This is a genomic window from Mucilaginibacter achroorhodeus, assembly GCF_007846095.1.
Lineage (GTDB): Bacteria > Bacteroidota > Bacteroidia > Sphingobacteriales > Sphingobacteriaceae > Mucilaginibacter > Mucilaginibacter achroorhodeus.
Genome location: NZ_VOEI01000008.1, coordinates 1 through 21,357 on the forward strand (window position 1 = coordinate 1; position 21,357 = coordinate 21,357).

Consider the following 21,357-nt stretch of genomic DNA (forward strand, 5'->3'; position numbering starts at 1 on the left):
GCACAGCAGCATTGAAATGATGACACCCGAGCAAGCCCACCTGAAAACCGGTGAGCTGAAACGAAAATGGCAGAACTATTACCGGAAACCACACAGAAAGGAGGCTATCATGAATGATTGAACAAAATGAAGGATCAACATCCATCAGTATTAAATGATAAAGTGTAAATTCACCGCAGTATTAATTCATTAATCTGTAAACTTTTTCCAGGACGGGTCAGCATTCAAGGTGTTCACAAACGTTCATGGCGTGAACGTGAACACTAATTATTTGACAGGTCAGCGGGCTTAATTAGTCTTCATCGTCCACCTTTGCAATAGCGTTCGACGTGCTTAGAGCCTTTGCGCTTTCTGCCAGGCGGATAAACTCGGCGCGGTAGCCTTCATTGTCGCTGCCTTTACCTTCGCGTGCGGTGGCAATGGCATGGTCAAAGCTGGCTTTTTGTTTGAATTTAGAATTGCGCAGCAACATACCCACCTCTGCCACTGCCGAAGCAAATTTAAAATCGCTTGAGGTTTGCTTAAAGTCAACCGACTTATCATACACCACAGCCTGGCTAAGTTTGCTCGCTGATGAAGTAGGCTCTTTATACCTGAATTTGATGGTCATCATTTCGGCAGACGGATTAAGATCTGCCTTAACCTGCTGTACTTTCTGATACTTCAGTGGATCAACACTTGCTGCAAAACCATCCTTAACACCCACCGGTATTATTTCATAGAATGCGGTAACCGTATGGCCGCTGCCCATGTCGCCTGCATCTTTTTTATCATCGTTAAAATCTTCTTTATCCAGCACACGGTTTTCATACCCTAACAAGCGGTAAGCCTGTACTTTGCCGGGGTTAAACTCTATCTGCAGCTTTACATCCTTGGCAACTGTAAATAAGGTGCCCCCAAACTCGCTCACCAACGTTTTTTGGGCCTCGGTGGCATTATCTATGTACGCATAATTTCCATTGCCTTTATCGGCAAGTGTTTCCATTTTGCTGTCTTTGTAGTTACCCATACCAAAACCTAAAACAGATAATGAGATACCGCTTTCGCGTTCTTTCTCAATCAGTTTCTCCATATCCTCATCACTTGATGCGCCTACGTTGAAATCGCCATCGGTAGCCAGGATAATTCGGTTGTTACCTTTTTTCATCAGGTTTTCGGCAGCAATTTTATAAGCGAGTTTTATGCCCGCACCGCCTGCAGTTGAGCCGCCTGCCTGAAGGTTATCAATGGCATTTTTGATGGTCTCTTTTTTATCGCCGCTTGTTGATGGCAGCACAACACCGGCCGCGCCGGCATAAACCACCATGGCAACCTTATCCTGCGGGCGAAGCTGATCTACCAGCATTTTAAGTGACGACCGCACCAATGGTAATTTATTAGCATCGCTCATAGAGCCCGATACATCTATCAAAAACACCAGGTTTGACGGAGGGAGGTTGTTGGTAGGGATTGTTTTTGCCTTTAAGCCAATGCGCAACAGGCGGTGTTTAGGATTCCACGGAGCTGATGACAGTTCGGTATGGATGGCTACCGGCTCATTATCTTTAGGGCCGGCAAGGTCGTATTTAAAATAGTTGATCATCTCCTCAACACGCACGGCATCCTCAGGAGGCATTTGCCCGCCGTTAATAAACCTGCGAATGTTACTGTATGATGCTGCATCCACATCGACGGAAAAAGTTGAAAGCGGTTCGTTTACCGAGTTTGTAAATTTGTTTTCGGTCAAGCCTTTGTAGCTTTCATTATCGGCTACAGGCGCGGGCACATTGTAATTATAATAGCCGTTGTTCCCTACCACCTGAGCCCTTGAGATGGATAGGCCTGCAACTCGGCCGCTTAATTTTTTGTCAGTCATTACAACGGCCATGCTTGCTGTAAAAGACTTTTTTTTTTGAGGCTGATAAGCTTTTACAACCACTTCGCTCAATTGAGTAGCTGTTGCCTTAAGTTTCACGTCAATAACGTTGCTTTTGCCAATGGCAACTTGTTTGGTTTGAAAGCCGATAAAGGCAAAGCTGATGGTTTTAGCATTGGCCGGTACGTTCAGCTTGTACTTGCCGTTTCCATCGGTTTGAGTTCCAATTTTTGATCCCAGCACAGAAACTGTAACGCCTGGCAGCGTTTGGCCATCACCGGCATCAGTTACAGTACCGGTAATAGTGCGTGTGCTGGTATCGCGTTTAAACGCCGCAAGCGACACAAAAAGGGTTAGGACGATCATTAACTTTTTCATAATTCCATCGGTTTTTTGTTGTAGGATGCAGCGTACAAGAGATTTCCATAAGCCATTTAAAAAAATTATTTTGCAGCATCTGTCTTAATGAAGTTTTTTAACCGGCCCAACAAACCAGAAGATACCGACGACGAGCAGCTGCTAAAAAGCTATCGCGATAGCCACGACCTTAAGTTGCTGGGTAAGCTGTATGAGCGTTATATGCCGCTGGTTTATGGTGTGGCGCTTAAATACTTAAAGGATGAGGATGCCTCGCAGGATGCCGTAATGGCCATTTTTGAGGAGTTGGCACGAAAGGTGCATCAACATGATATAAAGCATTTTAGGAGCTGGCTGTATGTGCTTAGCCGTAACCATTGTTTAATGCAGTTACGCGCCAGCAAAAAAATGGAGACCGTAGAGCTTGATGACTTTATGGAATTTACCCCGGTTTTGCATCCTGATACTGAAGACAGGGAACAAGCCATGCAGGCGCTTGAACGCTGCCTGGAAAAACTTACGCCTGCACAGCAGCAAAGCGTTAAGTTGTTTTATCTTGACGAGAAATGCTATAAAGAAGTTGCCGACGAAACCGGCTACAGCATGAACGAAGTAAAAAGTTATATACAGAACGGCAAACGCAATTTGAAGATCTGTTTAGAGAAAAATAGTGAAAGATAAAAGGGCCGACATATCGCAGATACAGGACTACCTTAAAGGTAAGCTGGAAAGCAAAGCCATGCACCAACTGGAGCGTGAGGCACAGGACGACCCTTTCCTGGCCGATGCATTGGATGGCTACGCCGCATCTGCTGATCAGGAGCAGAACCTCGAAACCCTGAGAGAACGACTGCAGCAACGTACACAGACCAAGGTGCGCAGAATTTTACCATGGAGCACTATGGCTGTTGCCGCATCGGTCATCGGCTTTTTTGTGGTTGCGGGTTTATTATTTATGCGTGATAACCCCGATAAACCAACAACACTTACTGCTGTCAATCAGCCTGCCAAGCTCTCAGCTCCTGTAGAGCCATCTACCCCGACAGCAAAACAAACCAACAAAAGGTTCATATCAGCGCCAATTGTTACTGAGAAACACAGTTACACTAACCAGAGGTTACCTACCCCAAGAAGTTTGAGAGAGGTAGCCATACAACCCGGTCTAAAGATCGAACAAGCCGATTCGTCAGCAGGAATTGTTCAGCAAGGATATTATAACTACACTGCTCAAACCCCGGTCAAGATGGATTCTGCTAACTATGGATATAGTGCCGGCAAGCGTCAGGACACTATATTAGGCGGTGCCAATATCGCCATAAACAAAAAACCATCGGCAGTTACCATGCTGAGGAGTAAAGCAGAAGGCGTTACGTATAAAGAAAGAGACCGGCAATCGGCAAGGGCAACTGCAGCGCTGATGGCAGCTAACTTACCTACAAATATCAGCGGCAAAATTACAGATGATGCAGGCGCGCCGATACCCGGTGCTACCGTGCAGATTGCAGGCAAAAGCATTGGCACTACTACTGATGCCAATGGCCGTTTTACCTTGCACGATGTTTCCCCACAAGACCAAGTGGTTTACAATTTTATCGGCTTTGATAAAAAAGTGCTTCCTGCAAAACCCGGCGATAGTGTTAAAGTGGCGTTACATGAATCAGCAGCAACCTTGAGCGAAGTAGTGGTTGTTACAAATGCCAAGCGTAGCGGCTCGAAAGCAGAACCTAAAACCGGATGGAAAGCTTATCAAGAATATCTGAAACGAGAAGCGATTGTAGGCGAAAGCCAAAAAGCAGGTAATGTACAACTAAGTATCACTTTTGAACCGAACGGGCAGATCAGCAACGTTAATGTTTTGAAAAGCCTTAGCCCCGCAGCTGACAAGAAAGCCATTGACCTGGTACAAAATGGCCCTAACTGGTTTGGTAATCTTAATGGTAAACCCGAGGTGGTTAAACTGACTGTGAAATTTTCACGGGACGACTAATAAGGACTTAAAAACTTCAAAAAACATCATTTGGAACGAGGTATGAAGACAAATCTTCTGGGATGTAAGTAACGCCTCAGAAGATTTATCTTCGATAAGCTACACTTTGTTCCGGCTCTCTTCGTCGCAGCTCGTTCGAAATATTACAGTGTATTAATCCGTCATCTACGCATCTACCGTATGCTTCTCACCTATTTGCTGGCGCCACATAGCGTAGTACAGGCCTTTTTGGTCTAACAGGTCATGGTGTTTGCCTGCTTCTACAATGTTACCTTTCTCCAATACGTAAATGCAATCGGCATGCATAATGGTTGATAAGCGGTGGGCGATAAGGATAGTGATATGATCGTTCAACACTGATACATCACGAATGGTATGGGTGATCTCTTCCTCTGTAATGGAATCCAATGATGAAGTAGCCTCGTCAAACACCAGGATATCCGGTCTGCGCAGCAGGGCGCGGGCAATGGATAAACGTTGCTTTTCGCCACCTGAAACTTTTACGCCGCCCTCACCAATCACGGTATCTAAGCCTTTATCAGCACGGGCCATGAGTGTTTGGCAGGCCGCACGTTGCAACACGATCAAACATTCCTCATCCGTAGCATCAGGGCGAACAAACAGCAGGTTCTCACGTATTGTGCCGGAAAACAATTGCGTATCCTGGGTAACAAAGCCTATTTTTTCGCGAAGCTGATCAAGGTCTATTTCCTTACTCGGTATATTGTTGTAAAGCACGTCGCCATTGCCTGGTTGGTACAAGCCAACCAACAGTTTTACCAACGTAGTTTTACCGGATCCGGATGGACCAACAAAAGCAATAGTTTCACCTGTATTTACATTAAAGCTTATATTATTCAATGCGTTTCGGTTAGCGGTTAGATGCTTAAAACTCACATCGGCAAAGGTTAGCTTATGCACTCTTTCTAACAACACAGGTTTCTCAGGCTTTTTATCGATCGGCGTACTTAATATTTTTTTGAAGTTACCTAACGAAACTTCAGCCTCACGCCAGCTTAAAATAACATTCCCCAATTCCTGTAAAGGGTTAAACAGGAAGAATGAATAAAAGAGGAAGGTAAAATACTGCCCTGCGGAAATATTTCCTCTAAAAATAAGCATCAGCAAAACTACCACCATAGCGCTGCGCACCAGGTTCACAGTTGTGCCCTGCACAAAGCTCATGCTGCGCACATACTTTACCTTTTTTAGTTCAAGGTCTAATATTTTGTAGGTGGTGGTATTTAAACGGGCTATTTCCTGCTTGGCCAAACCTAAACTTTTAATCAGCTCAATGTTTCTTAACGATTCTGTTGTTGAACCTGCCAATGCGGTGGTTTCGGCTACGATATTCTTTTGGATACGTTTAATACGGCGGCTCATGGCCATACTTACAAAAGAGATGATAGGTATAGCGGCAAAATAAACCAGTAGCACCTGGTAACTTATAGATACCGAATACACCATTACAAACACCATCCCGATGATAGAAACAAATAGGATGCTGATGAATTGGGTGATAAACTTCTCGCAGTCTAAACGTACCTTTTGCAAAATGCCTAAGGTCTCGCCGCTGCGCTGGTCTTCAAACACCTGGTAAGGCAGTTCTAAAGAGTGCTTTAAACCATCGGCATACATTTCTGCACCCACCTTTTGGGTAATGATATTAGTAAAATAATCCTGAAAGTTTTTGGCTATACGGGATATCATAGCAACGCCTATAGCTAAGCCCACGTACATTAATACCCGATGTAAGTATTCGCTTTCCTGCAACTTGCCATGTTTTTCGATAACGTTATCTACGATGTGACCTGTTATATATGGGTCAAGCAGCGAAAAACCGATGTTCATGGCTGCTAAAAACAACGCCAGGACAACTATCCAGCGGTGCTTTTTTAAGTAACTGATAAGTATATTCATTTTTTCGAATGCAAAAATAAGTAAAGGCCAGTCTGCATTTACATCAGCTCCTTTAATATGACAATGCGGTTATTTGTCGGCAAAACCAAATAGCTTCAACAAAAAAGGGACGAGCTATAATAGCCCATCCCTTTTTAATTATAATAACCGTTCTGAATTAAACAGTCATGATATCTTTTTCTTTAGCTTCAGTTAGCTGGTCAACCTTTACAATGTAAGCGTCTGTCAGTTTCTGAACTTCAGCTTCACCTACTTTTATCTCATCTTCTGATACACCGTCAGCCTTAGATTTTTTAATTTTCTCGTTAGCATCTTTACGGATGTTGCGGATAGCGATCTTACCGTTCTCGGCCTCGCCCTTGGCTTTTTTAACCAGGTCACGGCGGCGTTCTTCGGTAAGTGGTGGTACGTTGATGCGGATGATAACACCATCGTTTTGTGGGTTAACACCCAGGTTAGCATCTTTAATAGCTTTCTCGATAGCCGGCAAAAGTGATTTTTCCCATGGCTGCACAACAATGGTACGTGCGTCAGGCGTGTTCACACTGCCAACCTGGCTAAGCGGGGTTGGTGTACCGTAGTACTCAACCATAACATCATCCAGCATGGCAGGGCTTGCTTTACCTGCACGTATCTTGTTCATTTCGCTATCAGCATGGGCAATAGCTTTTTCCATTAAAGCTTTTGCATCATTTATTTGTTTCTTAACGAGTTCGCTCATCGTATTAAATTTTTCACAAAAATAAAAAAAACTATCAAAGCGACTAACCTTACGGCGCCTGCACTTTCAAAAAGCGCAAACCACAGGCCATGCCGCCACAATAGCGCATAAAAAATCACGCCATTGTTCAATAGCGTGCAAATAAGTAAGGCACCGGTGCTATACCGATGCCTTAACTTCTTTTAATATTATGACCAGCGATCTTCGCTTCTGCCGTTATCTTTTGAGTAGCCACCGCCACGGTTGCCACCGCCGCTGTAACCGCCGCCACCGCCACGGTTGCCACCGCCGCCGTAACCGCCGCCACGGTTGCCGCCGCCATAACCGCCACCGCGATTACCGCCGCCGAAACCACCGCCACCTGCAGGCTTTTTGTTCTCTGCTTGTGAAACCGCGATAGAACGACCAGCAACTTGTGATCCGTTTAAGCCAGCGATCGCTTTTTGAGCAGCTTCATCGTCCGACATTTCAACAAATCCAAAGCCTTTGCTTCTTCCTGATTCTCTGTCAATAATAATTTTTGCGGTGGTAACTTCACCATAAGCTTCAAAAAGCTCTTGTAAATCTGCTTCCTGTAAAGAGTACGGAAGGCTTCCAACGAATATGTTCATTAAAAATTTAATTTAGCACACCGGTTCGTAGCCCGGCATTAAGTTTTGTTTTCTCCAAATATAGAATAGAAAGTAATCACTTGTACAAATAATTATTAAACTAAATGTTTTTATTTTTTGAAAATAAGTGCTTTACGGGCATATTTACTATTCCACCGAGAGGATATTATAGTCTTTGCCATTTAGGCTGAACTTTTCACCAGCTGTTTTACCCTTGATATGTAAGCCAATGGGAGACGCGGCTGAGACCGCAAAGTAGCTTTTTCCATCAACTGATAGTATGCCTGCGCTTACTGCTAAATAAAAGCTGCCGTTATCTGTAGCAACCACACTTCCTGCTTCAGCGGTTAACAAATTGCCGTTGGTTGATATCCTGTTAAGGGCTACCATCAGCTTGTTAGCTTCTGCCAGTTGGGCGGCATTGCGGTTACTTTCCTGCTGGGCCATTTCGCGGCCGGTCTCATATTTGTCACCTGCGCTGCTTTTGGTATCATCGGTTTGTGCTTGCTGTGCCTGCTCAATAGCTTCGGTTGCTGCCTGTATTCGTTGTTGCACATACGCAACGCAGGCTTGATGTAACTGCTCTTTTAGTACGCTCATAAATATTGGGGGCTAAGATGGGGTATTTGCTGAAGATACTAAAGGCCTAAAAACAAAAGCCCCCGGCACTCGCTGCCAGGGGACTTTCAACCTAAACCTTATCACAATGTAAATGCGAGGCACTTACACCATCTCTAACGTACACGTTTTAGAAAATAGTACATCGAGATTGGGGAAAGTTACATATTTATGATAATAAAAAAAGCAATGCCTACATAAATCCCTATAAAACAATGTGTACTGAAATTTAGTTAATGTGTGGTAACATTAAATTAATTGAAACAACAATGAACCTAAAACGTACCTTCGGAACTGTATTAACCGTACTGGGAATCATCGGATTGATCTACACAGGCGTGCAAATAATACAACATACCGGTGCCGCAACTACTCTTATTGTTATCGGTGTAATATCTATTATCTTTTTTTCAACGGGTATCAGCCTTATCCGCAACACCAAAGACGAAGCATAAATTTTATTTTACACGAGTAATAGTCCCGGTATCGGATATGCTGATGCCGGGCTGCAAAAAATCAGTTTCAGTAAGTGACTTTATCTTTCGCGCTGCGCGGAAAAAAGTATCAGGCTTTACACCGGCAAAGTGGTCTTGCCGGTATGATTTTATCTGCCCTGTCACAAACTCTCCCATTTTATTTAGCTTCACTTTTAACAATGGTGCCAGTCCGCATATGCCGCTTACGCTAACACCTTTGTAAGTTGCAAAATTACCAAGGCTGTAAGCAATCAACTTGTTTTTATACAGTTCCATTGCACGGGCTACATGCGGGCCGTGGCCTATCACCAGGTCTGCACCTGCATCGACTGCGGCATGGCTAAATTGAACAAGATCTCCGCGGTTCTCCCCTTTAAATAATTCTACAGAATCTTTAACATGTTCATAGCCTACACCTTCGCCTCCACCGTGAAACGATACGATCACAACATCATTGTTCGCCTTAAGCTTACTGATGATTTTTTGTGCGTGCTTTATATTCAGTAATGATACCGTTTGCGCATTCGGCGAAAAGGCACAGAAGCCATACTTAACACCATTTACAGTAAACTCCTTTAAAGGTTGGCTTTTAAACCCCGCGAAAGCTAACCCCAAACTATCTAAAACCTTCACAGTGCTTTTGCGGCCAGCCAGGTCAAAATCATTAGAGTGGTTATTGCCAACACTGATGAGGTTAAAGCCGGCAGCTTTTATCACACTCCCGTATCGCTCCGGCATCCTGAATAAATACGGTGCGTGTTTAAACTTGAGTTTATAATTAACCGGGGCGCCGGTATCAAGCAGCACGCCCTCCAAATTGGCAAACGCAATATCGGCGTCCTTAAGATCTTTGATCACGTATTTAAAAGTGCCTTTTGCATCATCAGGCGGCAAACCTGTACTGTCGGGGTATGAACTACCCAACATAATATCACCAACTGCCACAATGGTAATTAGGCTATCTGTACCAGATGAACTTGTATCTGCTTTAATATCTTTAGCTGTACGGTTAACAACATCTGCAGATTGTTTTCTTGCGGAGCGCTGGCCACAAGCAGAAAAAAGTGCAATTAATGCCAAATAAATTACTAACCGGTAGTTCATATATGGGCATAAAAAAATCCTTTCATGGTTATGAAAGGATTTGGAATTCAATTTAGGTATATTTAATTAGTTAGTCGGCTTTTCATCGAATTTATCGTCAGCTGATGCCGAAGAAGTAAACTCGTTCTTAAATGATTCTAATATGCGGCCACCTTTGTAAAAGTAGCGGCTGTAGTAAGCTTCATCAAGGTTGCTGATAGCTACACCTTTTGATGATGCGTGTGCAAACCTGCCGTTGCCAAGGTAAATACCTACGTGCGAAATGCTACGGCTGTGTATTTTAAAGAATACCAGATCACCTTCTTTAAGATCATCTTTACCAACCGGGCTCACCATGCTGAAAATATCGCGAGAGCTGCGGCGGATAGACATATTAAATACGTCGCTGTATAATTGCTTTGTAAAGGCCGAACAATCGATACCCCTGCGAGAGCTACCACCGAAACGATACGGAGTTCCGATCCAATCGTACACAAAATGGAAAAGCTTCATATTTGAGGTTGCAGAAACCGCAACACCCATAATTTGAGAAAGGTAATCCTTTGCTAAACTCTCCTGCTCTGCAGCATCGGCTGCCGGAGTTGGAACGCTTTTTGTTTGAGCTTGAGCAGCTAATGTGCTCAAAAATAGTGCAATAGCAATTGTAATTTTCTTCATTTAATCACTTTGGTTTGTCGAATTAGGGCGACAAATGTTTCTTAAACTGGACAGTATGTCTATTGTTGGGTACAAAACTATCCATTTAATCCAATTATCCAAATTATATTTGAAAATCGTTTAAGTAAATATTTTTAAACACCTGTTAACAAAACTCATTGTACGGTAAAATTATTGTACGAGTTTCATGTAAAATCAGTTACACAAATAATATGTACGCATAATTTTTTTCTGAAAAGAATATTATGTGTTTAACCATTATTACAGCATACCTTTAGTGGCTAAATGTCTGTTATCCAAAGTATATTTTGAGAATTTTGGCAACAACAAATTTGCCCAACGCGTCACAACCACACAAAGTGTCAATTTTAAACAACAAATTTGTTGCAGTTTCGGTTATTTGCAGGATATAATTAGATTTGCACTTTCTCATAGCAACCTTAATTGATAAATGAGTTCAATCGAAATAACTAAAGACACCTACCTGATGTGGTACGAGTCTATGCTACTGATGCGTAAATTTGAAGAGAAGACCGGTCAATTATACGGTCAGCAAAAGATACGCGGATTCTGTCACCTTTATATTGGCCAGGAAGCTGTTTTAGCCGGCGCCATGTCTGTTATCCGCCATGAGGATAGCATGATCACTGCTTACCGCGATCACGCACACGCTTTAGCAAAAGGTACATCGCCAAATGCTATTATGGCAGAGATGTATGGTAAAGCAACAGGCTGCTCAAAAGGTAAAGGCGGTTCAATGCACATGTTCGACAAAGAAAACCATTTCTATGGCGGCCATGGTATTGTGGGCGGCCAGGTGCCACTGGGTGCAGGTATTGCATTTGCCGAAAAATTTAAAGGCACCGATAACGTAAACATTGCCTACATGGGTGATGGTGCCGTTCGCCAGGGTGCTTTAACAGAAACATTTAACATGGCTGCCCTTTGGAAACTGCCTGTTATATTTATTTGCGAGAACAATGGTTATGCAATGGGTACATCTGTAGAGCGCACTACTGCACAAACTGATATTTATAAATTAGGCCTTCCGTACGGTATCCCTTCATCACCGGTTGATGGCATGGATCCGGTAGCTGTTCACAACGCTATGGACGAGGCTGTGCAACGCGCACGCCGCGGCGAAGGCCCTACCTTCCTTGAAATGCGCACTTACCGCTTCAAAGGCCACTCAATGAGCGACCCGCAAAAGTACCGCACCAAGGAAGAGCTTGAAAGCTACAAAGCCAAAGACCCTATCGAGATCACCAAACTTGCTATCGAGAAAAACGGTTATGCTGATGAGAAGTGGTTTGAAGAGATAGACGCGAAAATTAAGGCCCAGGTAGAAGAGGCCGTAAAATTTGCAGAGGAATCGCCATGGCCAGAGGCATCAGAATTATACACTGATGTTTACGTTCAGCAGGATTATCCTTACATCCGCGACTAACAAATTTATTTGATCACATTAACAAAATTCATCACAATATATGGCTGAAGTAGTTAAAATGCCTAAAATGAGCGATACCATGACCGAAGGTGTGGTAGCTAAATGGCATAAAAAGGTTGGCGACAAAGTAAAATCCGGCGATGTTTTGGCTGAGATCGAAACTGATAAAGCTACCATGGATTTTGAATCGTACCAGGATGGTGTGCTTTTGTATATAGGTATACAAGAAGGTAGCGCTGCCCCGGTTGATGCCGTTATTGCCGTTTTAGGTAAAGAGGGTGAAGATTATAAAGCGCTTTTAGAAGGCGAAGGCAATACTGCACCTGCCAAGGAAGAAAAACCTGCCGAAGATAAAAAACCTGCTGCAGCTGAAGAGTCGAAACCTGCTGCAGCTGCAGAGAAATCTGCGTCAGCAAAACCAAAAGTAGATACATCAAGCATCCCGGCTACGGTAATACGTATGCCTTTGCTTAGCGATACCATGACCGAGGGTACCATTGAAAAATGGAATTTTAAGGTTGGTGATAAAGTAAAAGCTGACGATTCATTAGCTGATGTTGCTACCGATAAGGCAACAATGGAAGTAGTAGGTTATGAAGCGGGAACCCTGCTTTACATTGGTGTTAAAGAAGGCGAAGCTGCTAAAGTAAACGATATTATAGCCATTGTTGGTAAAGAAGGTACTGATATACAGCCTTTACTGGATAATGCTGATGGCGCCGATGGCCAGGCATCAGCTCCTGCAACGCAGGAAGAAAAACCTGCTGCCGAAGCTGCTTCTGCCCACGCTGCTTCAAACGAAGCACAAGGCTCAACTGCTGATGACAGCCGCGTTAAAGCGTCTCCGTTAGCACGTAAGATCGCTAAAGAAAAAGGCATCAACCTTAATGATGTTAAAGGCTCTGCCGATGGCGGCCGTATCATCAAAAAAGACGTTGAAGGCTTTACTCCTTCTGCAAAACCTGCAGAAAGCGCTCCGGCCGCACAAGGTGCATCTGCCCCTGCTGCAGATAAAGCGCCGATCACTTTGCCAACATTTACCGGCGAAGAGAAATTCAGCGAAAGACCGGTTACGCAAATGCGTAAGGCTATCAGCCGCCGCTTATCTGAAAGTTTGTTTACCGCGCCGCATTTCTACGTTACCATGTCTATAGATATGGACCAGGCAATTGCTGCGCGTACTAAAATGAACGACATTGCCCCGGTTAAAATATCATTTAACGACTTTGTGGTTAAAGCTGTTGCTGTTGCCCTTCGCCAGCATCCTGCAATTAACTCATCGTTCCAGGGCGATACCATCCGTACCAACCAACACGTACACGTAGGTGTAGCCGTTGCGGTTGATGAGGGCTTATTGGTACCGGTTATCAAATTTGCCGATGGTAAATCATTAAGCCACATCTCTGCCGAAGTAAAAGAGTTTGCCGGTAAAGCAAAATCTAAAAAATTACAACCTGCAGAAATGGAAGGCTCAACCTTCACCATATCAAACTTAGGTATGTTTGGTGTTGACGAGTTTACTGCCATCATTAACACACCAAATGCTTGTATCCTCGCGGTTAGCGGTATCCAACAAGTACCTGTTGTTAAGAACGGTGCTGTAGTGGCTGGTAACATTATGAAGGTTACACTAAGCGCCGACCACCGTGTGGTTGATGGTGCAACAGCTGCAGCATTCCTGCAAACGCTTAAATCATTATTAGAAGAGCCTGTAAGGCTGTTGATATAAGTCTGAAGACTGAAGTTAAAAGCAAAAGCGGTGAGATGCATCTCATCGCTTTTTTTGTGGCCATTATTTAGCTAAGCAAAAGCTCTTAACAAACAAGGCCCGACTGACTGCAGTCGGGCCTTGTTTATTTATTTTATCTTGTTTCGATGCTCTTACTTACCTGCTTCAGGTGTCATTTTAGATGCCAGTACCAAAGCTTTGTAAGCATTAACAATACCACCTGTTTTTGAAAGCGTGGTAAAATCAACTTTATCAGTTTTGCTGCCCGGTTTCAGTACCATCATACCAGTAAGTGGCGTAGCCGAACCCAGGATAGCTTGTTTCACTTGTTTAGCACTCAGGTTTGGATAGTATTCCAGTATCAAAGCTGCAACACCGGCAGTTATCGGTGACGCGAAGCTGGTACCATCAGCAGTATTAAATTCTGCATCCATGTTTACAGAAGTAACCTTTACACCCGGCGCAAATACGTCTACATTCTTTTTCCCGTAGTTGCTAAAAGAGCCGGCAAGTTCTGCGTCTTTCCGGGCTGCAGAAGCACCAACACTGATCACGTTATCCAGATCAGTCACAGAACCATCCTCAAAAGTATCATTCGGAAACTGCGGTTTTACGTCTACATCCTGGTTATCATTACCGGCAGCTTGCACCAACAATACGTTCTTATCAGCTGCGTATTTAAACGCGGCATCAACCCATGCTTTATGTGGCGATAACTTTTTACCAAAGCTCATGTTAATTACTCTGGCACCGTTATCAACCGCATAGCGGATCGCATTGGCAATGTCTTTATCGTATTCGTCGCCATTAGGAACCGCTTTAATGGCCATAATGCGTACGTTACTGGCCACACCATCAATACCATACTTATTATTGCGTACAGCGCCTATCAGGCCTGCTACGCCGGTACCGTGTTCAGCATCAGCAAACTTTAAGATGTTGTTACCATAAGGCTTTCCGTCCTGCATGTTAGGGTCATCACCTACTATGCGCTTACGGGCATCAAGGTCAGGGTTAACGTCGTTGTTAAGTTTTTGCAGATACTCACTTAGGTCATTAATGATCTTCGCATTCGTTTCATCACCACCCTCCTGCTCAAATACAGATGTCCAAACGTTTTTGCTTTGGGTAACGGTATCATTGGCAGTAGTGATCTTTGCCAGATCAGACTTTTTAAATGTCCCGTCCGATTTTAGGTTCAGCGCACGTTTCACGTATCCGCTGCTTGCCATCAAAGCATTCAGTATAGGCTGTAACTGTTTCAACTCTTCCGATGATTTGTTCACAGTTTCGGTGCGGGTAAGTTTTACCTTTTCCCAATAAGCAAACTCTTTTTCGCTGCCTGCAGGTGCGCTGGTAAGGTTCTCGTATTTGCCTTTCAGTCTGTTGTACTCGCGAACTTCCTCCGTAGTTTCGGTAAAATCACATTTGCCTCCGGGGCCACCTAAAAAGTCCCAGCCGTGTATATCATCAACATAGCCGTTTTTATCGTCATCGATACCATTGCCCGGTATCTCCTTGGTGTTTATCCAAAGTACGGGTTTAAGATCTGCCTGTGCGGTGTCAATACCGCTATCGATAGTTGCAACTACAACCGGCTTACTTTTTTTGCCCTTTACAAACTGGTATGCCTGGTTAAGGCTGATACCGAAATAACCGTCGGTATTAAGGTCCATAAGGTGCCAGCTTTTTGGCAACTCTGCCGCTGGTTTTGGTGCAACTTGTGCGTTTGCGTTAAGGTTTATTAATAGAGCAGCGCCTACTAATGCGCCGGTGAGATTCTTGCAGATCTGGTGCATATTTAAATTTAAGTGTTTCAATTAAAATTACAGGTCGAATTTAATGCCCTGCGCTAAAGGCAACGTTTTAGAATAGTTTATAGTATTCGTTTGCCTGCGCATGTATACTTTCCATGCATCAGAACCGCTCTCACGGCCGCCGCCGGTTTCCTTTTCACCGCCAAATGCGCCACCGATCTCCGCACCTGATGTGCCTATGTTAACGTTAGCGATGCCACAATCAGATCCCGCGGAGGATAAGAATTTTTCTGCATCCCGCAGGCTGTTGGTCATAATAGCAGATGACAGCCCTTGCGGCACACCGTTCTGCAGCGCTATGGCATCATCTATATCCTTGTACTTTATCAAATATAAAATGGGTGCAAATGTTTCGTGCTGCACAATTTTGTAGTGGTTTTCAACCTCCGCAATACAAGGTTTTACATAGCATCCTGATCGGTAAGCTTCACCTTCTAACCTGCCGCCTTCAACAATAAAATGGCCGCCTTCTGTTTTACATTTTTCTATCGAATCCAGGTAAGCTGCAACCGCATCGGCATCTATCAGCGGCCCCATATGGTTAGCCTCATCAAGCGGGTTCCCTATTTTTATCTGACCATACGCATTTACCAGCTTTTGTTTAAAGGCATCGTAAACACTCTCGTGGATAATTAACCGGCGTGTTGTGGTACAACGCTGCCCGGCAGTGCCCACGGCACCAAATACAGCGCCAATAAGTGCCATATCCAGGTCGGCATTTTCGGTAATGATAATCGCGTTATTTCCGCCCAGCTCCAGCAGGCTTTTACCGAGGCGTGCACCAACTGCAGCCGAAACCGCTTTACCCATGCGGGTAGAGCCTGTTGCAGATATCAACGGTACGCGTGTATCATTACTCATTAGCTCACCAATTTTATGATCGCCAATTACAAGGCAGCTAACGCCCTCATCAACACCGTTACGGCTAAATACTTCCTGCACAATGCGTTGGCAGGCAATTGCTGTGAGAGGTGTTTTTTCTGATGGCTTCCAAACGCAAACGTCACCACATACCCAGGCCAGCATAGCATTCCAGCTCCATACCGCTACCGGGAAATTAAAGGCGGAAATAATGCCTACCACACCCAATGGGTGATATTGCTCGTACATGCGGTGGTTGGGGCGCTCGCTGTGCATAGTCAATCCATACAATTGGCGGCTTAAGCCTACAGCAAAATCGCAGATGTCAATCATCTCCTGTACTTCGCCGTAACCTTCCTGCAGGCTTTTGCCCATTTCGTATGATACCAAAGTACCCAGTTGTTTCTTGTTTGCGCGCAACTGCTCGCCTATCTGCCTTATAATTTCGCCACGTTTGGGCGAAGGGATTTGTCGCCATGTTTTAAACGCTTTAATAGCGGTATCAACCACCTGGTTGTATTCTTCTTCGGTAGCAAATGTAACAGAAGCTATCTTTTGGCCGTCAACAGGCGAATGGATATCCTGTACAGTACCACCACCGGTATTACACCAGCTATTACCTGTACTAAACGATGGGTTTATGTCGTTTATATGTAAATGATTGAGAACATCTTTTATAGGTAGGCTCATAATAGGTACTTTTGTCAAAGTTAGAAAATCTTTTAGGGCAATCACAACACTCATCCACTGCCGGCACAAACGCTTATTATTTATCAATCAGGCATTTGTATTAACAGCTGTTAATAATGTGCATATGTTGAAAACTTAATTGCCCTTGAGAGGCTTAATATTGTAATTTAAACATGAGTTTAAACCGGATGAGGCCGACGCCTGTACCGGCAAAATAGTGTTCTCTTAAATAAACTTGAATGGAAGAAGAATTTGAATTTGGCTTTTCCGAAGACCCGAAGTTTTCGGTTGAGCGGTACGAAGAGATGATTCGAAATCATGATCAGTACTTTTTTGATGCCCAGGCATTTGAGAACATTATCGACTACTACATAGAAAAAAACGACCCTGCTAAAGCGCTGCAGGTATCAGAGTATGCGCGCAATCAGCACCCGTTTGCATCTGTATTTTTGGTAAAGCAAGCCCAACTGTTAGTGGTGATGAACCGCCCCGATGAAGCTTTTGCTGCACTGGACAAGGCTGCTATGTTAGAAGCCAGTGATGCCGATATTTATATCATACGAGGTAATTTATACGAGAGTATGGAGCGCAACACCGAAGCGCTTGAGAACTACGAAAAGGCCCTTGACCTTGCCGAGGAAACCGACGAGATATTACTGCACATAGCCTACGTTTATCAAAACATGGGCGACTATGACACGGCCATAACCTACCTTAAGCTTTGCCTTAAGCAGAACATGGAGAACCAGGATGCGCTTTATGAGCTGGCTTTCTGTTACGATGTGATGGACAACCAGGAAGAAAGCGTACAGTTTTATCAGCAATACATCGATAATGAACCATACAGCTATGCAGCCTGGTATAACCTCGGTAATGCCTTTACCAAGCTTAGCCTGTTTGAGAAAGCTATAGACGCTTACGACTATGCCATCCTCATCAAAGACAGCTTTGCATCAGCGTACTTTAATAAAGGTAACGCCTTGGTTAACCTGGAGAAATATGCTGAGGCAATTGAGGTTTACCGCCAAACCTTTGAGTACGAGCAGCCTAACGCCGATACTTATTGCGCCATAGGCGAATGCTACGAGAAGCTGGAGCAAATGGACGAAGCGCGTTCCTTCTACAAGAAATCGGTTAAAATGGATGCGAAACTTGCTGACGCATGGTTTGGTATTGGTGTTACGCTTGATTTTGAAGAGCGCTATTTTGAGGCGTTGCACTTTTACAAAAAAGCGCTCGACCTGGACATTGCGAATGCTGATTACTGGTTTGCCATAGCCGATGCGGAATACAAACTTGGCCATTTAACAGAGGCAGAACATGCGTACGAAAAAGTGGTTGAACTTAACCCGCTTGATGTTGATGCGTGGTTGGATTACTCATCAATATTATACGAGCAGCAGCGCCTTGTTGATGCCATTGAAGTTATTGCAGAGGCAATAAAGAACAACCCCGATGCGGCAGAGCTTTATTACCGTATGGTTGCTTACCTGTTTGCTAAAGGCGAATACAACGAGGCCCTTAACCAACTGGAGATGGCTTTGGCTGCAGACCCGGAGAAACGATACATCCTATTCGATTACCTGCCGCAATTGCAGGAAAATAAAGTGATCATCGATATTATTAACCGCTACACAAGGTAATGAGCGGTGGATAATTAAATTATTGAGCCGGGCATATGCCCGGCTTTTTTGTTGAGTCACCCCGACTTAGCTAACGCTCGTCGACCCTCTCTACACAAGCGTAAAGAGGGAAAGAAAATCCTTCCTATATCTCTTTTGCTTGTAGCAGGGGGGAGGGATCAAATCCGCCGACTGGCGGATCAGACTGAGGTAGTCAATTATGCGATCAATATTCTTTTCAAACATCCGCCAAAGCGGTGCGTTGTTCTCTAAAACTAAGCTTATGAAAACGCCAGATAGCCCAACACCGGGCAACAAATCTCCGAAAAAGAACACAGATAATGATCCTAAAGTAAATGCAGCCGAAAGGGAAGTGATCACCAATAATGAGGAATCGGAACAGGTAACTAACAACGATGGCACAGTAGCAGATACACAAGCTGATGAAGCCGACCTGAGTGAAAGCGAACCTGACACCGCTTCTAATGCCGATAACCACGTTACTAATAACGACGGCAAATCTGATTCAACAGCCGATAAAGACGAGATCTTTTAAGTTGATTGACATGATATAACAAAGGCGACCGCTAAGCGGTCGCCTTTGTTATTATTTAACGTTTGAAAATAACCAAGGTATCAGATCGGGTTCACTAAATGCCTTGTCCCAGCAGTTATGACCGAGCGTTGGGTAAATAGTAAACTTTGGCTCGGCACCGGCTGTTCTTAGAGCCGCTACTACCGCCTCAGAGTGATCTATCGGTACAACAGTGTCTTTAGCTCCGTGGAATATCCATAACGGTACGCGGTTAGCATATTTCTCAACGTTGTTGGTATTATCGCCACCACACATGGCAAAAGCTGCGGCAAACACTTTTGGTTTACGCCTCAATATCTCAAGCGTTCCCATGCCGCCCATAGACAGGCCGCCAACATACACCTGTTTTTTGTTTACGTAAGGTTTGTCCAGAAACTGGTCAACCAATCCTAATAGTGCATGCATAGCCGGCGTGGGGTCACCGCCTTCTTTAAAATGAAAGGTGCGTTTGCCGGTATCATCTTTTTGGATATCTACGTTGCTCCAATAACCATCTTTGGGGCATTGCGGCAAAACTACAATGGCCGGATATTTATCGCGTAAGGTATCATTTAATAACATTCCCGTACCATAAGCGAGCTGGGCGGTATTATCATTCCCTCGTTCGCCCGCCCCGTGCAATACAAATAGTAATGGGTATTTCTTTTTAGCATCAAAATGCCGGGGAAAGAGTATTCGGTAAGGAAGGGTATCTGTTTTGCTGGCGTAAGTGCCTTTGTCAAAAGCCGAGAGGTCCTGCTTTATTTGTGCTTGCGTATAAAAAGGCAATGCCAGGTACGTGATACCCAGCATTACTATCAATTTAATTTTTTTGATACTCATTTAGATAGAATTTGTACAGGTAGTTAAGTTATACTTAACGTAAATTAAAGCCTTTCTATCTAAATATTCCTAAAATATTTAAAAGCGCGCTTAAAATTTTACCATGAGCAGTTTACTTTTTAGCAATGGCAGGGCTCTCAAAACCCAATTTGCCTAAACCGCGTTGCACATCCGGGCTGCTCATAAACAGCTTCCACAACAAGCCACTGCGGTAATTCTCTATCATCACGATGATCGGCCCCTGGTCTATTGCCAGGTATGATTTTGCATACCAGTTATGTGATTCGCTGAAAGCATCGGTGAAGCCATACTCACCCCATATCTTATCACCCAAATCGTAATAAAAATGGCGCAGTGCCTGCATAGAATACTCCGGCGTGTAAGGGAACGCAGATAATGCTGCCGTAGGTGTGATAACGCCAAGGTCGTTATCCGGCGCGTGTGCATTGTAACCTTCGTAATTATCACTCGCCGTTAATCCCCAGCAGTTTTCGCCGTAGCCTTTGTATTTTTTGGGATTATCGATACAGTAAGCACGGTTTATTAAAGTATGGTTGCGGTTTTGCTCCCAGTAATCTGCATACTGGTCTTTAAGGCCTTTCGGATTAAGCCCCAAAAATGAATATTGTGAAAAGAACAACGGACCACCATAAGGGAAACCAAGCGGCAACTTGTAGCCGTAGTAAGTTTTTCCATTCTTAAAGAAATCGCTTTGTGCCCAACCGCGGCTGTAAACCTCGGGCTTTACAGCATGGTTTTCTGACGATGCCCCCAATATGTAGGTGATCAGACATTCATTAAAGCCACGGATAGGGAAGTTCATGGCCCAGCCGTAGTTAGGGCTCCAGTGCCAGTAGATGTTGTCGCGGCCTTCTCGGGTGAACCAGTCCCACTCCAGTTCGCCCCACATCCAGCTGATAACGTCGCGTATGCGGCGCTCTTTTGGAGTATCAGCAGTAAAGTATTGTTTGGTACATATCAAGCCCTGGAACAAGTATGCGGTCTCTACAATGTCGGCACCGTCATCCCTGCGCCCAAACGGTATGGTTTCTCCTGTTGCGCCATTCATCCAGTGCGGGAAAGCACCATGATAAGCTTTAGCCTTGAACAAAAAGTTAACGATCTTAACCATACGGTCAACGGCCTGCTCATGTGGGATGAACTTGCGATGGTCTGCAGCTATCAGCGCCATAACGCCGAAGCCGGTGCCGCCAGTGGTAACCACCTCATCGCCATAATCAAATGACTTGTTACTACGCTCGCGGGCCATACCGCTCACCGGGTGTCCAAAATCCCAGAAGTAACGGAAGGTTTGGCGCTGCACTACATCCAGCAAAGCGCTGTCGCTCAAATTTTTGATAACGCCAACCGGCTTGATAGTCTGTTCTGTGGAAGCCTTTTTTTGAGCGGATGCACTCAGCGCAGCGATCAAAAGTATTGGTAAAATTAATTTGTATTTCATTGTAAA

General features: G+C 44.3%; 18 protein-coding genes. 7 read left to right on the plus strand and 11 right to left on the minus strand.

Annotated elements, in window-relative coordinates:
- Positions 1 to 292: 292 nt before the first annotated feature.
- Complete coding sequence (locus FPZ42_RS17895; protein WP_146273238.1) at positions 293 to 2,233, minus strand: vWA domain-containing protein; 1,941 nt, start codon at positions 2,231 to 2,233, stop codon at positions 293 to 295.
- 87 nt (positions 2,234 to 2,320) lie between these two features.
- On the opposite strand from FPZ42_RS17895, the gene FPZ42_RS17900 reads away from it, so the two are divergent.
- Both FPZ42_RS17900 and FPZ42_RS17905 read left to right on the plus strand, forming a co-directional pair.
- A complete protein-coding gene (locus tag FPZ42_RS17900; RefSeq protein ID WP_146273239.1) occupies positions 2,321 to 2,893 on the plus strand; it encodes an RNA polymerase sigma factor in 573 nt (190 codons plus the stop codon).
- Complete coding sequence (locus FPZ42_RS17905) at positions 2,883 to 4,199, plus strand: carboxypeptidase-like regulatory domain-containing protein (RefSeq protein WP_146273240.1); 1,317 nt, start codon at positions 2,883 to 2,885, stop codon at positions 4,197 to 4,199. The genes FPZ42_RS17900 and FPZ42_RS17905 overlap by 11 nt, the downstream gene beginning before the upstream one ends.
- Positions 4,200 to 4,364: 165 nt before the next feature.
- Here FPZ42_RS17905 and FPZ42_RS17910 read toward each other — a convergent pair whose 3' ends face one another.
- The 4 genes from FPZ42_RS17910 to FPZ42_RS17925 all read right to left on the minus strand — a co-directional run bounded on the left by FPZ42_RS17910 (position 4,365) and on the right by FPZ42_RS17925 (position 8,051).
- Positions 4,365 to 6,119: an ABC transporter ATP-binding protein gene (locus FPZ42_RS17910; RefSeq protein WP_146273241.1), complete on the minus strand. Its 1,755-nt coding sequence runs from the start codon at positions 6,117 to 6,119 to the stop codon at positions 4,365 to 4,367.
- Between the two features lie 157 nt (positions 6,120 to 6,276).
- Entirely contained in the window at positions 6,277 to 6,840 is a 564-nt protein-coding gene (gene frr / locus FPZ42_RS17915) for a ribosome recycling factor (protein ID WP_146273242.1), read from the minus strand.
- Positions 6,841 to 7,028: 188 nt separating this feature from the next.
- Positions 7,029 to 7,451, minus strand: coding sequence for an RNA recognition motif domain-containing protein (locus tag FPZ42_RS17920; protein WP_146273243.1), 423 nt, complete (start codon positions 7,449 to 7,451; stop codon positions 7,029 to 7,031).
- A 147-nt stretch (positions 7,452 to 7,598) separates the two neighbouring features.
- The gene (locus tag FPZ42_RS17925) at positions 7,599 to 8,051 is read right to left on the minus strand and encodes a 3-oxoacyl-ACP synthase (RefSeq protein ID WP_146273244.1); all 453 of its coding nucleotides are present in this window, start codon (positions 8,049 to 8,051) and stop codon (positions 7,599 to 7,601) included.
- A 287-nt stretch (positions 8,052 to 8,338) separates the two neighbouring features.
- Between FPZ42_RS17925 and FPZ42_RS17930 the strand changes: the two genes are divergently transcribed.
- Positions 8,339 to 8,524: a hypothetical protein gene (locus FPZ42_RS17930; RefSeq protein ID WP_146273245.1), complete on the plus strand. Its 186-nt coding sequence runs from the start codon at positions 8,339 to 8,341 to the stop codon at positions 8,522 to 8,524.
- Between the two features lie 3 nt (positions 8,525 to 8,527).
- Here the strand turns inward: FPZ42_RS17930 and FPZ42_RS17935 are convergent, their stop codons facing one another.
- Positions 8,528 to 9,649 carry a CapA family protein gene (locus tag FPZ42_RS17935; RefSeq protein WP_146273246.1) on the minus strand — a complete coding sequence of 374 codons (1,122 nt, stop codon included), beginning with the start codon at positions 9,647 to 9,649 and terminating at the stop codon, positions 8,528 to 8,530.
- Positions 9,650 to 9,715: 66 nt separating this feature from the next.
- A complete protein-coding gene (locus FPZ42_RS17940) occupies positions 9,716 to 10,306 on the minus strand; it encodes a C40 family peptidase (protein WP_146273247.1) in 591 nt (196 codons plus the stop codon).
- A 451-nt stretch (positions 10,307 to 10,757) separates the two neighbouring features.
- On the opposite strand from FPZ42_RS17940, the gene pdhA reads away from it, so the two are divergent.
- Complete coding sequence (pdhA, locus tag FPZ42_RS17945; RefSeq protein WP_146273248.1) at positions 10,758 to 11,753, plus strand: pyruvate dehydrogenase (acetyl-transferring) E1 component subunit alpha; 996 nt, start codon at positions 10,758 to 10,760, stop codon at positions 11,751 to 11,753.
- Positions 11,754 to 11,793: 40 nt separating this feature from the next.
- A complete protein-coding gene (locus FPZ42_RS17950) occupies positions 11,794 to 13,482 on the plus strand; it encodes a pyruvate dehydrogenase complex dihydrolipoamide acetyltransferase (protein ID WP_146273249.1) in 1,689 nt (562 codons plus the stop codon).
- Between the two features lie 152 nt (positions 13,483 to 13,634).
- On the opposite strand, the gene FPZ42_RS17955 is transcribed toward FPZ42_RS17950, so the two are convergent.
- A complete protein-coding gene (locus FPZ42_RS17955) occupies positions 13,635 to 15,281 on the minus strand; it encodes a S8 family serine peptidase (protein ID WP_146273250.1) in 1,647 nt (548 codons plus the stop codon).
- Between the two features lie 27 nt (positions 15,282 to 15,308).
- Positions 15,309 to 16,850, minus strand: a complete 1,542-nt coding sequence (gene amaB, locus FPZ42_RS17960) for an L-piperidine-6-carboxylate dehydrogenase (protein ID WP_146273251.1) — start codon at positions 16,848 to 16,850, stop codon at positions 15,309 to 15,311.
- 239 nt (positions 16,851 to 17,089) lie between these two features.
- Between amaB and FPZ42_RS17965 the strand changes: the two genes are divergently transcribed.
- Both FPZ42_RS17965 and FPZ42_RS17970 read left to right on the plus strand, forming a co-directional pair.
- On the plus strand, positions 17,090 to 18,493 hold the full coding sequence (locus tag FPZ42_RS17965) for a tetratricopeptide repeat protein (protein WP_146273252.1): 1,404 nt from the start codon (positions 17,090 to 17,092) through the stop codon (positions 18,491 to 18,493).
- A 199-nt stretch (positions 18,494 to 18,692) separates the two neighbouring features.
- Entirely contained in the window at positions 18,693 to 19,028 is a 336-nt protein-coding gene (locus tag FPZ42_RS17970; RefSeq protein ID WP_146273253.1) for a hypothetical protein, read from the plus strand.
- Between the two features lie 51 nt (positions 19,029 to 19,079).
- On the opposite strand, the gene FPZ42_RS17975 is transcribed toward FPZ42_RS17970, so the two are convergent.
- Positions 19,080 to 19,889 (minus strand): carboxylesterase family protein, encoded by an 810-nt coding sequence (locus tag FPZ42_RS17975; protein ID WP_146273254.1) that lies wholly within the window; start codon positions 19,887 to 19,889, stop codon positions 19,080 to 19,082.
- A gap of 112 nt (positions 19,890 to 20,001) precedes the next feature.
- Entirely contained in the window at positions 20,002 to 21,351 is a 1,350-nt protein-coding gene (locus FPZ42_RS17980) for a glucoamylase family protein (protein WP_146273255.1), read from the minus strand.
- Between the last annotated feature and the right edge of the window lie 6 nt (positions 21,352 to 21,357).

Coding starts and splice junctions, on each gene's coding strand:
- FPZ42_RS17895 (WP_146273238.1), bottom strand. CDS start 2,233: ATGAAAAAGTTAATGATCGTCCTAACCCTTTTTGTGTCGCTTGCGGCG.
- FPZ42_RS17900 (WP_146273239.1), top strand. CDS start 2,321: ATGAAGTTTTTTAACCGGCCCAACAAACCAGAAGATACCGACGACGAG.
- FPZ42_RS17910 (WP_146273241.1), bottom strand. CDS start 6,119: ATGAATATACTTATCAGTTACTTAAAAAAGCACCGCTGGATAGTTGTC.
- frr (WP_146273242.1), bottom strand. CDS start 6,840: ATGAGCGAACTCGTTAAGAAACAAATAAATGATGCAAAAGCTTTAATG.
- FPZ42_RS17920 (WP_146273243.1), bottom strand. CDS start 7,451: ATGAACATATTCGTTGGAAGCCTTCCGTACTCTTTACAGGAAGCAGAT.
- FPZ42_RS17925 (WP_146273244.1), bottom strand. CDS start 8,051: ATGAGCGTACTAAAAGAGCAGTTACATCAAGCCTGCGTTGCGTATGTG.
- FPZ42_RS17930 (WP_146273245.1), top strand. CDS start 8,339: ATGAACCTAAAACGTACCTTCGGAACTGTATTAACCGTACTGGGAATC.
- FPZ42_RS17935 (WP_146273246.1), bottom strand. CDS start 9,649: ATGAACTACCGGTTAGTAATTTATTTGGCATTAATTGCACTTTTTTCT.
- FPZ42_RS17940 (WP_146273247.1), bottom strand. CDS start 10,306: ATGAAGAAAATTACAATTGCTATTGCACTATTTTTGAGCACATTAGCT.
- pdhA (WP_146273248.1), top strand. CDS start 10,758: ATGAGTTCAATCGAAATAACTAAAGACACCTACCTGATGTGGTACGAG.
- FPZ42_RS17950 (WP_146273249.1), top strand. CDS start 11,794: ATGGCTGAAGTAGTTAAAATGCCTAAAATGAGCGATACCATGACCGAA.
- FPZ42_RS17955 (WP_146273250.1), bottom strand. CDS start 15,281: ATGCACCAGATCTGCAAGAATCTCACCGGCGCATTAGTAGGCGCTGCT.
- amaB (WP_146273251.1), bottom strand. CDS start 16,850: ATGAGCCTACCTATAAAAGATGTTCTCAATCATTTACATATAAACGAC.
- FPZ42_RS17965 (WP_146273252.1), top strand. CDS start 17,090: ATGGAAGAAGAATTTGAATTTGGCTTTTCCGAAGACCCGAAGTTTTCG.
- FPZ42_RS17970 (WP_146273253.1), top strand. CDS start 18,693: ATGCGATCAATATTCTTTTCAAACATCCGCCAAAGCGGTGCGTTGTTC.
- FPZ42_RS17975 (WP_146273254.1), bottom strand. CDS start 19,889: ATGAGTATCAAAAAAATTAAATTGATAGTAATGCTGGGTATCACGTAC.
- FPZ42_RS17980 (WP_146273255.1), bottom strand. CDS start 21,351: ATGAAATACAAATTAATTTTACCAATACTTTTGATCGCTGCGCTGAGT.